Here is a 13,186-nt window from a genome sequence, read left to right as displayed (position 1 = left end):
AGATTAATCCACCATATAAACCGTGGTCGCTTGCACCTGCTCAAGCAAGCGTTTTGCGGACTCTGTATGGCTGGCATCTGGCTGGATAATATAACTTGCTAAGGCGGACTCCAGCGCAAGTTTCATTTGATTAAGTGGCTCGACTTGGGCTGGATCGATCGCCGTAAAGACCTGCCCAGAAAGCTGTTTTAACCAACGAGAGTAGGATTCTGGATGCGCCTCTAATGCTCCCAACACCAATTCAGGCGCCGTGATTATGCCTTGAACAAGATAAGGTGATACCTCCCCTGTAATCGCACCATCACGATGTTGCCAAAGTGCAAGAACGGTATTTAAACTGGGAACAAAGTCGCGGTTTTCTGCATCAGATAAGGCTTCTTGAATCTGCTTAGGATGCTGCGTTAACCAACCCATATTCGCTTCGGTTAACGAACCCGCACTTGCAGTAAACGCACTTAGAATAACCGACAACGCCAATAGCAAGCGGATCATGACTTATCCCCAATAGAATTGGTAATGTCGATGGTAATACGCGTGGCTCCCGCCAAATGGCGCTTGATTTCGTTAAATGCGTCACGACTTCTGCCCACCGCCAAATCAGCGCCATCCATCATCTTGGCCTTACCCGGCATCAAACAACCTTCTGTATTACGATGATAATTGCCTGGGTGAATCAAAATATACGTTCTCCCAGGAACAGACTGAAGCTCAAATACATCTGGATACTTTGGAGAAGAATAAGGCTTTACATGATAACTCCCAGCAGGAATACGTTGATCAGAACCTTCTTCCGTAGAGTCTGGGCCACCAGGCTCTAACACATACCATGAGCCGGATTTCCCGCTAATCGTCAACACACCTCGTGTCGCATTGGCGGACGTTTCCTGACGGTCTAATCGCAGCAAAACCGTAGCATTATTCATACATAAATCCTTGTATTTATTCAATAATAACGCCCTATCCTACCATCTAAAAAACAGCACAGATTCACGGATTTCGATATATTGCAAAATCCTGACAAGCCAACTCTAAAAAGTGACAAAAAACTGACATTGGGATGATTTCTATTTAAACGAAAAATGCCAGTTCGGAACTGGCTTAATAGAAAACTTACTCAAAGACTAAGCAAAAGCGTTTTTTACCGTAAGATATAGGCTACTGGCACTATAAACATTAAATCATCATTGAAGCAGATGCCCGTTGGAGTCAAAGGGTTATCTTCACTATCAGCCTTCATCTTATTAAACGTTTCCAGCGTGATATCATCGAGCACTTTGTAGCCTGAGCTTTCCTTAATCACAAAATTTTTGATTACTCCTTCCTGATCGAGCACCATATTTACGACAACTTCCCCTTCTATCCCTTGTTTCCTAGCTACACTGGGATATTGATGGTGCTTTGACGCTAAAGTCATGACATTTTCACCTATATTAGATGTAAATAGCTCTTTCTTAGATGTTTCTAAGTTAGAGAAATCTATGCAAGCACCAGAGAAAATTACTTGCTCTTCTTCACTTGGCATGACGACAAGATCCTCTTCTACCCATCCTCTACCAAGCAGATTCGAAAGTCCTGGTTTAATGTCTTTTATCCATTCGCCATTTTCTTGTATCTCAAAGTATTCTGGCTGCTTTGGGAAAAGCCAGACATAAAGGGTGCTGTTTTGTCCGGGTTCAACTTGAACCAAGCCACCCACTAAAGAGTCAACCTCCCCCCTGCCACGATACTCAAATCCTTCTGGGGCTTGATAAAAAGTGCGACCTTTCGATTGGTATATAGGCACATATACACCTGCAGGAACAAAAGCAGAATATTCATTTTCTATGATGCCTCGAATAACACTAGGGCTATAATCTTTCGCTAGATAAAGCTTAGAAGCATCCGTCAAATCTATTTCTGAAGCATAGTCGTTTTGGACCTCCATACTACGATTAAATCCAGCGCATGCAGTGATCGAAAGTACGACGAATGAGGTGACCCCCCATTTAAATAAACTTTTAGCTTTATTTAATTTAAACATGTATTTTCCTTAATACCTCAACCCTAGCGTAAAGAAGACAAATAGGATCGCCTTCTTAAAAATAAATCCTTAGACTCTCCCCCATAGTTATCTTCTATAGTAAAACTAAAATTTTGATCGGTATTCCTAAAGAAATAAGTTGCTTGTGCAAGATATTCAGTCAAATTCTCATCAATCTTTTTATTGAAGCTTTCACTCTCAATTAGATCAATAATCTCATGAAGTCTTGAGTCAGAACAAAAGCCAAAATGAAGCAGCCAATACATTGCCAACCATGGATCATTACTTAGATACGTTTTCTCATTTTCATAAGCGAGATCAATCTCTTCTATATTTTTAAAGGCATTGAAAGGCGAAGGCGTATCTCGATGCAGTGCGTTAGAGAAAAGATCTTCTATCCAGAAGTAGCGTCGAATCAAGAGGTCAGTTCCTATGATTCTTTCTATAGGTTTCTTTCGGTAAGAGATACCATGCGATGTTGGCTTTTTAACTTTAACTGAGGCTATTTTTCCATAGCTTCCAATCCCATATGTTCCCTTTAGGCAGCGACTATCCCATACGATGAAATCACCTCCTTCAGGGCAAATAATTTCATCTGTTATTATCTGATCATCTTCACAAACACTTTCAAGCAGCTCTGCTCCCGCAAAGACACAATACTTTTCCCTTTTATAAAGATTCATTAGTTCTATGAATTTCTCAATTTTATCGTTCATGCTTATTTCCATATAAAGATTTAAAATTTTTGAAGTGACGTACTGAAGCGACAAGAAAAATATAAAGTATTAATACACTCTGATACGTCTTGCTCTGAGGTTACCCGCCACGAAGTTAGGTTGTTGATACGCAGCGATTTGCCCCGCTAAGTAGCGGGTGTATTGTCTTGCGTTTTGGTGCAGATCATTCAGGCTTTCGGGGGAGTAGGATTGCCCTCCGAGATAGCGGCAAGCTGGATCAAATTGGCTTTGGTGCTGTCGCCACCAGTTGGGGACGAGGATCGGATCAGGCATAGGTAGATCAGCGTAGTCGCTGTTAGCGGCATCCGGTGCAAAACGACTGTTTACATCAAGAGAAAGACCGCAGTCTTCTAAATGCAGCCCAGTTATCACGCTAAACACCATGCCCGCTTGTTGGTTGTACGCGGGATCGTTTATCGCGTCTAAGACTTCTGTCATACGGTTCGGTAAACCCGCTACCATCAAAGCAAATAGACGTTGTTCTAGGGGTAATCCTATCTGTTGCCATTGCTCAAGCTGCTGTTCGATTTCGGCTTTCGAGAGCACACTAAAGACAGCGATCACCGCTTCATTAAAATGCTCGTTAGGCTGTTCTAGATATGGCTTTAATAGCCGGACAAAGTCTTTATTGCCCAGCCGTAGCGCGGCTCGGATGGCATAAAAAGTCTCCGCTTCATTCGACGTTTCACTCTTTAGCAACTGAGCAAGCTGCTCTGCGATGGCATGAGTTGACGCTTTGAGATCACCTATTAACTTAAGTGCTGCAATGCGCTCTGCATCACTTCCCGTCGTTAACCAATGCAATAAGCTTTGTTCGTCTGGGGGTTGTTTGAGAATCGTCAAACTCTCAATACCAGAGGCTCGAATCGCTGGGTTAGGGTGTTTTAACACGTGTTTAATTACGCTAACGCTGCGCTCAATTGGCAGCCAGGTTAATGCATCCACCAACTCATCATACTGAGTGTCTCGATTTGAAATATCCTCTAAAACCGATGTCACTGAAGCTGTATTGTTTTGCTCTATGGCGATCACAAGGAGCATAAATACCGCTCCCCATGTATCACGCTCCAGCACCGATAAATAGTCACTCTCACTGCCAATATCTAAGCGGGCCAGTTGCAAGTACTCCGCTAACTTGTGCTCATACTCTTCTATGTGCTGAGGTGTCAGCTGAGAGGAAAACTGCCCATGGTGCCGACGAAACCACGCATAGGGCGCATCATGCTTCACATGGGCAAACAACCAAGGGGAAAGTGCCATCTAGCCCTGCCCCTTCGCGGATTTTAGCTTGTCGGCTATATCATGTAGAGCATCTACACTTTCTTCTGCATCACGTACCATCTGCTCTAATAGCGCTGCTTCCTCTTCTGGACTAGGACCACCACCGTACAAGTTCTTCCACTGTTTTCCATCGAAGAGCGCCACTCGATGAAAACTGGCAACGAGGAGTAATCCATGCCCTACATCCATTCGGCGAGCTCTCACCGGACTGATTTGACCTTCAAAGTCATAGGGCTTGTAGGCCAGCGTCTCCGCATTATGCTCTATTACAAATACCCCTTTCTCACTGCCAAGATAGATTCTTCCCTGATAACTCACAGCCTCGGTAAACTTTACCTTCGTATCCTCTGGTCGATAAACTTCCCACTCTTCGTTGCGGCCTCGAACAAGGACACCATGGGCACAGGCAATATAAACAAAGCCGTCTTCGGCACAACACACAGCCATCGGTAAAATTGGGTCATCGCAGATATCAATAAAACGCCAGTCGTTTCCATCGTAATGCCAAACATCATTTTGACCACCGACAGCGTATAGATCCTCTTCGCTAAAGCCGTGCATATCATCAAAGCCAATATTATCGAGGCTAGATTTGCGAATACTGCGTGGCGTTAAATGCTCCCATTTTCCATGGTCAATTCGCTTTAAAATGGTTCGATCAAAGCCAATGCCATAGATTTGATCACCAACTTTGGTTAGCTGATGGCAACGCTGATCAGGAGGAATACGATCTTCAACAAATTTTTTGTCGCCTAGCCCGCCGTAGAATACTTGGCCTGCATCGTCCATCATAAGGTATTCTTTATATTCAGTATTAACTAAGCGGGTGTTGAAAAACGAATGGCCTTCCCAAGTTCTAGTAGCCCAAATAGTAGGCTCTCCAATTGGTTGCTTTGAAAGGTTATGAATGCCAAGTCTTGTCGAGCCACGATTTTCATAATAATCGTATTCTTCTTCGCTTAAGATTTTTTCTGCAGATATCACAAAATACTCTGGCCCAGCGATAAGACAATCGTGAATTACATAATTAGAAAATACTTCATATTTAGATTCAGAATTTGACATATTAGTCTTCCATTCCTCCATTATTAGATGCCGCAGCAGTATCTACACTCAACCCTTCACCACCCGACTTATCCGTCACCGTCGGCTCGCATTCAAACTTTTTATAAAATTCATTTAACTGTTCTTGGATACATTTCTCATTACAATGATCACCGAACCAGCGTGATCCAAAGTCTTTATTCTGTGCATTTTTATGGCTTCGACCGGCAAGCTTTACTGCTGTTTCTATGGAAACCTTTTTACCAAGAAAACGTTTCGTCATACGGTCAGTTTCAGTATGCATGGTGCCATGAGTGCCGCCCGTGTTATTGGTCCCCTCTACACATACTGTTGGTGCTGCGTTTCGATCACTACTCGAGTAACCACAATCACTGGCTTTCATCCAAGCTGATGGGATTAAATGGTGCCCCGTTTGGCCGGGACAGCAACCGCCAGTCGAGGCATTGCCCATTTTACCAAAAACATCATCTGCTTTTACGGCAGCATTATTACTACTTGTCTGGGCCACCTGGCCACCTTGGGTGACTTTTTCTTTCCCATGCTTCCCAGCTTTTTGCGAACCTTGGTAAGGAACCAGCATACACTTACGCGCCCTTAGGCATTCGTTTTCTGCAACGGCATCTTTCATATCGGCACGAAACTCATCCCAAAACGCTGTTTTTGCAGCATCTTTTGCTTCTGGGTCAGTTATTTGGGAATATTCTTCCAATGCCTTAAGGTATTTATTGCCTTTAGAGACTTGATCGGCAATAGCCGATGCTTCACTTACCAAATGGGCCATTTCATCTACTGTGGTATATGCCGTGTAACCAGCATCCGCAATGTTATAGATGGCAACCCCGGCTTCACATATAAGAGCTCCGAGTGGCGAAAATACAGAACACCCTAAAGCCGCCGCATGCTTAGCTCCCGCTCGAATACCATAGTCAACAGCAGCATCGCCAGCCTGACCTTTTATAACCGAATAAATATCATCTAACACTTCAGAGGCTTCGTTTTCGTAGGCTTTAAGCTTATCCTGAATCTCATCAATGCTAGTTGGTTTGAGCATTAACTGTAGGCAATGCTTATCTTTCCATGTTTTATTTCTAGGCTTAGCGGCCTTAAACCCATCCTTCCCTTTATTTCTCTTGTTACGTTTTTTCTGTTTATCCTTGAACGTCTCATTTTCCTTTTTGCTAACGCCGCACTCTTCCTCTACTTTCTTCTTATCTTTTTCACAAGCTTTAGCGGCAGAGGCGCTATCGAGATATTTCCAGTTACCTGTATTCCCCGGATCAGAGCCGTGGTTATGGGTCATGTCATCGGTGTGACGACAGACGTTATAACCCTCTACAAACACATCCATAGACCATGATCGAAAGTAGGCTTTACCCGTTATCACTTGGGTTTTTAAACCTTTAGCGTAGTTATTGGTCGCAGGTTCATTGCCTGTACTGGTCGCAAAGAAAGATTTATCTTTCAAGGCGATAGGCTTATTCGTGATAAAAACAGTGGTGCTAGCGTTGGCTAGGTCTTTCGCAAAGGTCGTATTTGGATACGGGATCAAATAAGGACTGAAACATGGATCAGGAAAGGCCGCTGGGGATAAGCCGGCAGCCGCCTTACAGGCAATTTCTAATCCATTAGCAAAAACTTGGTTAGCCATGACGCTCTCCTGTGTATTCCATTATAAAAGCACCGCGAGCGCTGTCATCGTTGCTGCAGTGGGCGATCACATGAGCACCTGGGGCCATACCACGCTGATTGGCATAACGCGCCATCGTAATCATCCCTAACCCAACACTTGCCCCAGTCTCACCGATATAGCTGGCTGGCAGCCACAAGGGTTGCGATTCGGTTTTTTGTGTTAATGCACGGGTCTGCGCCAAGCCCGCCTCTTTAAAGAAATATTGCTCACCTGAGATGCTTGCCATTCGGTAACGGCATTCGTGTACTGGTGTTGCAGCCCTCTCAGAGACTTGTCGGTAAGCCGCGGTTAGCGCTTGCCCCTTCAATACGTCAGAGGTATCGATTAAAGCACTTTCATATTGAATGCTAGTGCCGAGCACTTTTAAATCGGCGTTATGAGCCTGTCGACTAATGATCATCCCACCAACAGCTTCCCCGGGAATAAAGCCATCGCTGTTGCGCTCAGGTATTAGGACTCTTAGTTTGTGCGGAATACGCTCTCTATAAGGAGGATTGGCTAGGGCCGATAACGTCCCACTCATTAAGTAAGTATCAACAAATAACACCAATACTTTATCGACATCTTGGTTTAAAACGGCATTGGCTTTTTCAAAAGCATACACCAAAGAAGCACGGCCGCTGTTTAAAATAGAAAGTGGTTTACCGCCGATTCGTTGACGAATTTCTTCATCATCAAGTAACGCTTCACTTAATTGCTTTAGGTGAATATCTGCAATCAAGCCAACACGCGTGGGTTCACTGGTACACAGCAAGACATGCCCAATATCCTTAGTATCTATTTCTTGAATCGAGTCTTTGAGTAAACTGACCAAACGACGATAGCCACGCACCTTTCGATCTAGCGCACAACGAGCCACTTCATCGTAGCGACCATTGTAGCCCAGCATCATCGCAGCCCCGTTAATCTCCCAACCACACCCTAATGATGAATAAAAACCGATGTCTTCAATGTAAAGAGGCGCACTCGCGCTCACAGGTAAAGTGTTGGCGGTACTCATACTGCTTTAGGCCTTTTCAATGGTCGATATTCCTTACCTTTGGCTCGCGCTCGACGCCAACCTGGGGTTGGATGTCCTACAATAAGTTTGTCGATCTCCCCTGGGTAATATTCGATGGGGACGTATGCGCGCCAAGTAATACTGAAACGTTCGAGCTCAGGCTCTAGAAATAAGGTATCCGCGTGACAATCTAATATTTCCTCTTGTCCACCGGACTTAATTACAGCCATATAAAGCTGTGTCGTTGGTAGCTGAAACTGGCGTAGTTGATCCGATGTCACGCCCACTAATGTGACCTCTTCTCCACCTTGTAAATAGTTCATCTGCTGATCTTGCGGTGCGAATTGGTAATATTGCTCATCAAAGTCAGCAGGCAAAAATGGACTGACATTATCGAGCCAGTTTTGGTCATAAGTGCCGCCAAAGCTTAAACGAGGCTGTGATCGTCGCGCGATTGGACCAAATGCCATTGGACGATAATGTTTCTTATCAGGACTTTTTATGGGCTGGTCGGCCGCTTCTAGTTGAGGCGCAGGGGTACCGACCAATTTAGGCAACGGCGTTTTAGGCGCGTAGCCAATACCGATAGGATTACTTTCACACTCGTAAACCTTTCCTTTTGTATCGAAATCGGTGCTATCGACGCCCCCGTAGGCAAGGTCATAGCGGATCTCTTGTTTACGAAAAGCTTGTGCTTTATCAGGCTCTACCCCAAGAAGCGTTGCCTTCCAATATCTTGGCCCTAACACTCGAATCGTTTTATGTATTTGATCCCCTACTTTAAGGGTTACCTCTCTATCTAGTACGCCCTGTTCATCAGGACTGTATGCAAAGGCATGCATTACGACATCACACTTAGGCTTAACCGGTGCTAGGTCGTTTTCATAAAGAGTGGGTGTAGTACTAGGGTCACCAAACGTACTGTCAGCAACATAAATCTCTGCAGGATTTTCATAAATAGGCAGAGGCATTGAACCGTTTTTAGGAATGCTCCATGTTCCCTTGGCGACTAACACAATCACCTCTCGGCCATCTTTTAGAGTACTACCGACATACCGGGCATTTAGGTTGGTAAAGTTATTCAGTTCCATCAGTTTATTTTCACCACACCGCCTTTTAGCTGGTTTGTACCGTAGGCTTGAGTATTAATAGTGCTACCTTGGACAAATACTCCCCCAGTAGGATCTAGTACAATTTTCCCTTGGCCACACTTAAGTTCGATACCATGCTCGTTTTCAAAAACAAGTGGTTCTTCATCCGTTTCAAATGCTGGATCTTGAATCACGCCAATGATGATAGGCTTACGAGCGTCGCCTTGATTAAAAATCAGTGTGACAGGCTGCTCGATATCCGATTCTTTCAACTTCACAGTTGATAACGCTTTGATATGGGGGAGATCACTGTATTCATGAGAAACATAAGGAGCTCCCTCTTCATCGTAACCAAGCAAGGTTCCAAGAACAGGAACATTAATTTGCACATGCCCTTGCGAACCAGAGTTCACGACAGACTCTACCCAGTTGTCTTGTGTGGAAGCTGTTTCGGTTTTCACGTCAGCAATAGCTGATGAGTCAGCTGTTTGGCTATTCACGTCACTCATGCTAATTAGTTCTCCAAAATCTTCTTCGCTTTCTGGGTAATCAGACCACTGGCTTTCATGTTGGTATCTTTGGTTGAAACGGTATTGATGTTCTCTTCCGCCTCGACTTTGATATTGACCCCTGAAATAGTGATGGTGCCGTCCGATAACATATGGATGGAGGATTTTCCGGTGCGGATGATGATTTCTTCACCCACATCGATGCTCATTTTTTTACCAACGCTGGTGGTTTTTTCTTGGCCAACACTGGTCGTTTGCGTCATACCTATAGTGTTGGTTTGCTTCATCCCCACGGTATTTTGCTGCGCTACACCAACGCTGTTGGTTTCATTAATACCAACGGAATGAACACGAACCAGACCCACTGTCTTAATTTCCGCCATGGCGGTGGTATGCATTCGGTTTTGGGCGACTGTCACCATTTCGTTACTACCAACGGTTTCGGTTCGATTCGCTCCAATACTCAGTGTTTGGTTGGCCCCAATACTGACACTTTCATTCACCCCTACGGTTTCGGTGCGGTTGACGCCGATGGCGATGGTTTCGTTGTTGCCCACTTGTTCGGTACGGTCCACACCAATGGTGATGGTTTCGTTGTTGTCGACGGTTTCCGTGCGATCATGGTGGACAAAGACGGTTTCGTCGTTGTCGATGGTTTTGGTGCGGTCGTGACCCACCCAGTGGGTTTCATCGTTTTCAACTTCGATGTCTTGGTTTTTCTCGGCATGAAGGAAGACTTGCTCTTCGCCGATTTTGTCTTCAAAACGCAGCCAGTTGGCATTGGCCGCGGTGCCCTCTTTGGTGGAGCGTGTCAAAATACCGCTTTGGGTTTTATTGGCAGGCAGTTCCCAAGGCGGCATTTGGTCGGCGTTGTACACACGCCCTGTAATCAGTGGACGGTCTGGGTCGCCATCCATAAAGTCGACGATGACTTCTTGACCAATACGTGGCAAGAACATGGCGCCCCAGTTTTTGCCAGCCCAGTTATGGCTGACACGTACCCAGCAGGAGCTGTTTTCGTCGTAGCTGCCGTAGCGATCCCATGGGAATTGGATTTTCACACGGCCGTATTCGTCGGTGTAGATCTCTTCCCCCGGTGGCCCAACGACCATGGCGTTTTGTGGGCCTTGCATTTGTGGCCAGCCAGTGGTCATGGGAGGACGGTAAACCGTTCCAGAGGGGATACACTGGAAGCGGTTTTCGTATTGCATTTCCGTTTCGTCATCAACGGTGTAGGAATAGTCCTGCGCTTCATGGCGAATTGTCAGCAGCATGTATTCGGCGATTTCACTCGGTGAGTCATCGTGACGCGCGAGGGTAAATTTATGCCCAGAAGTAAAACTACGACAGCCACTTTCGCCGTGTACGATGTCGTGATGGGCTTCATCAGATTCCACACGTAAGCGTGTCCAACCATCCCCGACGCCTTTTTCTTCATAGCGACCAGGATAGACAAAGTGCTCGTATTTCCCTACGCCGGGGACTTTCATGCTGGCACTTTCGCCCGTCTGTAATTTATTACGGGGCTTTTTAAAATCGTAATCGCGTTTTGCGTACGCGCCAGTGCGGAACTCATAGCGGTGATTCCAACCATGGATCGAGTGGGCTGTATGGGTACCACTGCGAAACTCCACCGCAGCTTCTTCGCATTGGCCGTAGCCACCAACGTGATCACTGATGACTAAGGTGTGTTTACCTGCTGAGTGTTCGAAGTAGTAGTAAATACCCTCTTCTTCAAACAATCGTGATAAGAAATCAAAATCACTTTCTTTGTATTGAACGCAGTATTCGCGGGCTGGATGTTGACCCACTAATCGGAAGGAAAAGTCACTGAAACCGTTTTCAGCGAAAATCGCCGAAGCGATCTCTTTTACCGTTTTGAACTGGAAAACTTTGCAGTCACTGGTTTGCGTTAAAAACCAGAACCAAGGCACGACCACTGCCGTGTAGCTTTGTAGGTCTTGTAGTTTGTTACCGTCTTGACGAAAGCTTTGAACATAACCGTTGATATAGCGGTAGCTGCCCATTTGAAACAGAGAGTTATCGTCTGCAAGAGCAATCTTTAAGGTAACGTTCTTACCCACGATTTGCGCAGGTGAGATGTCTTTGACTAAGGAGTATGCTTCGATCTCAAAGCCAAACAGCGTCGAAACCTTCTCTTCCCCGACCAAACGGGTTAGCAACAGTGTGTCTGGACCAAGTGGCGAATCAATGGCCAAGAGTCGGCTTTGTTGTGAGAAAAGAGCCATATACTTCCTTGTTGTATCTAATCAGCGTGATTATGGGGTCTAACTAGTTTTAATCTGTTCAATAGAATGAGATTCGTTGCCTATTTAAGTAGGCAACAATATGTCGCAGCCAAAGGCGGCTGCGACATACTTGAAATGGTTACAGACGTGAACCTGTCGCCAAATCGTAACCAGATGGTACGCTGCCTTCTGGCTGGTGTTGCTCGTTCCAAGACGTGTATTTCATCTCAACTTTGGTGAAGTTAAGAGCAATAGCTTCTACTGGACGGTCACCATTAGATACCACGTTGTAACCACTGATTAGGGTGTTAGTCAACGTGTACTCCATGTATGTTTCAATGCCGTCTGGTGTCGTTTGAACAAGGTGAATTTGCGCTGTTTTACCTTGACCAACACAAGCTTCAACGAAGAACAAAGGTGACGTTTTGTCCATTTTTGTTGTCAGTGTGATCTCGCCAATAACAGGTGTTGTTGACTCACGATCTTTACCTTGGCCAGGTTTCGTCGACAGGCTACGATTGATGTTCCAATCCATTGAGTCACATTCAACCCAATTTTCATGACCAGCAGCTGTTACGTCACCGTCAATACCGTCGATTTTTAGATAGATTGCCATGAATTTACACTTCCTTTATAAATTAAATTTAACTTAGTTTTTATTTCTCTAATAAATCAATTCGACATTAATAATTGATACAAATGACTCATTATTTATCTTTGAAACAAATCGTTAGTCGTTATTCGGTTGAATAACTCAAAAGGAATGCATGCCACAGATGAAATTAAGTGTCATCGTGGCGACATCCCTGTCTTACTGATATGGTTATATATAGTTTCCTAAATATAACGTCCTACTTATTTTTCCTAAATTAGTATTAAATAACCTTAAATCGTTTTCGGCCATTCAATTAAGGACAAAAATTTTGTCGACGAGTTTACCTTCTAAACCACAATTTTTTCCACTTTCACAAAAGTCACTATTATTCAGATATCGGTCAAACCATTTAACATCCTTTACGGAAAACTTAAAATCTTTACCCTTTTCTGACTCGTAATGTGAATATATATATGTTCCGAAATTAGCGGAATATACACGTCCTCGCTCATAGCTATTGTGTTTACTGGGTTCCTTGGACTCACAAGCACTCCACCAGTTAATGATCACGCCATTATTGTGAGAACGTACTCGTCCTAAATTTACCTCATAATTTACACATTCTTTTTCTAATTCTGAGGCAATCATTTGCTCTGAAAAGGCTTTTGGGTCTTTTTTAGAAAGCGAGATTAACTTGCTCGATAAATATTGTGGCAAAAATGTCTGTAAATGGAGAATACGTTCACCTGTGGTGTTATCTCCACTCTCAGAAAAAAACACATTACCACCGCTCATATCTTCATTTGGTGCGTAAGATTTTGCGGCATAATTGTCCGGTAATGCGATACGAAAATTATTATTTTCAGCCATGACGGAGCCTGAAAAACACAATATTGCGCCCGACAAAAGACACACCGCTTTGGTTTTCAATGTAAACATCAAATCCATT

13 protein-coding genes are annotated in these 13,186 nt (G+C 44.4%); all 13 read right to left on the bottom strand.

Features of this window, described 5'->3' with window-relative positions:
• Window positions 1-3: 3 nt before the first annotated feature.
• Window positions 4-492 carry a hypothetical protein gene (locus JHD44_RS03785; protein WP_199461250.1) on the bottom strand — a complete coding sequence of 163 codons (489 nt, stop codon included), beginning with the start codon at window positions 490-492 and terminating at the stop codon, window positions 4-6.
• The gene (locus JHD44_RS03780) at window positions 489-923 is read right to left on the bottom strand and encodes a DUF5675 family protein (RefSeq protein WP_199461248.1); all 435 of its coding nucleotides are present in this window, start codon (window positions 921-923) and stop codon (window positions 489-491) included. The genes JHD44_RS03785 and JHD44_RS03780 overlap by 4 nt, the downstream gene beginning before the upstream one ends.
• Window positions 924-1,138: 215 nt before the next feature.
• On the bottom strand, window positions 1,139-2,020 hold the full coding sequence (locus JHD44_RS03775; protein WP_199461246.1) for an energy transducer TonB: 882 nt from the start codon (window positions 2,018-2,020) through the stop codon (window positions 1,139-1,141).
• Between the two features lie 23 nt (window positions 2,021-2,043).
• Complete coding sequence (locus JHD44_RS03770) at window positions 2,044-2,736, bottom strand: hypothetical protein (RefSeq protein WP_199461244.1); 693 nt, start codon at window positions 2,734-2,736, stop codon at window positions 2,044-2,046.
• A gap of 69 nt (window positions 2,737-2,805) precedes the next feature.
• Window positions 2,806-4,017, bottom strand: a complete 1,212-nt coding sequence (locus JHD44_RS03765; RefSeq protein ID WP_199461242.1) for a hypothetical protein — start codon at window positions 4,015-4,017, stop codon at window positions 2,806-2,808.
• Complete coding sequence (locus tag JHD44_RS03760; protein ID WP_199461241.1) at window positions 4,018-5,103, bottom strand: hypothetical protein; 1,086 nt, start codon at window positions 5,101-5,103, stop codon at window positions 4,018-4,020.
• A 1-nt stretch (window position 5,104) separates the two neighbouring features.
• On the bottom strand, window positions 5,105-6,751 hold the full coding sequence (locus JHD44_RS03755; RefSeq protein WP_199461240.1) for a PAAR-like domain-containing protein: 1,647 nt from the start codon (window positions 6,749-6,751) through the stop codon (window positions 5,105-5,107).
• A complete protein-coding gene (locus tag JHD44_RS03750; protein WP_199461239.1) occupies window positions 6,744-7,793 on the bottom strand; it encodes a hypothetical protein in 1,050 nt (349 codons plus the stop codon). Before JHD44_RS03750 ends, JHD44_RS03755 begins: the two co-directional genes overlap by 8 nt.
• On the bottom strand, window positions 7,790-8,884 hold the full coding sequence (locus JHD44_RS03745; protein WP_199461238.1) for a DUF2169 family type VI secretion system accessory protein: 1,095 nt from the start codon (window positions 8,882-8,884) through the stop codon (window positions 7,790-7,792). The genes JHD44_RS03750 and JHD44_RS03745 overlap by 4 nt, the downstream gene beginning before the upstream one ends.
• Complete coding sequence (locus JHD44_RS03740) at window positions 8,884-9,393, bottom strand: DUF6484 domain-containing protein (RefSeq protein WP_199461237.1); 510 nt, start codon at window positions 9,391-9,393, stop codon at window positions 8,884-8,886. The genes JHD44_RS03745 and JHD44_RS03740 overlap by 1 nt, the downstream gene beginning before the upstream one ends.
• A 5-nt stretch (window positions 9,394-9,398) precedes the next feature.
• A complete protein-coding gene (locus tag JHD44_RS03735; protein ID WP_199461236.1) occupies window positions 9,399-11,642 on the bottom strand; it encodes a type VI secretion system Vgr family protein in 2,244 nt (747 codons plus the stop codon).
• A gap of 139 nt (window positions 11,643-11,781) precedes the next feature.
• The gene (locus JHD44_RS03730; protein ID WP_199461235.1) at window positions 11,782-12,258 is read right to left on the bottom strand and encodes an Hcp family type VI secretion system effector; all 477 of its coding nucleotides are present in this window, start codon (window positions 12,256-12,258) and stop codon (window positions 11,782-11,784) included.
• A gap of 288 nt (window positions 12,259-12,546) precedes the next feature.
• The gene (locus tag JHD44_RS03725) at window positions 12,547-13,185 is read right to left on the bottom strand and encodes a hypothetical protein (protein ID WP_199461234.1); all 639 of its coding nucleotides are present in this window, start codon (window positions 13,183-13,185) and stop codon (window positions 12,547-12,549) included.
• Between the last annotated feature and the right edge of the window lies 1 nt (window position 13,186).

This window comes from Marinomonas ostreistagni, from assembly GCF_016461785.1.
GTDB lineage: Bacteria > Pseudomonadota > Gammaproteobacteria > Pseudomonadales > Marinomonadaceae > Marinomonas > Marinomonas ostreistagni_A.
The sequence above is the reverse complement of the archived record's forward strand: the minus strand, read 5'-3'. Positions and strand labels throughout refer to the sequence as shown.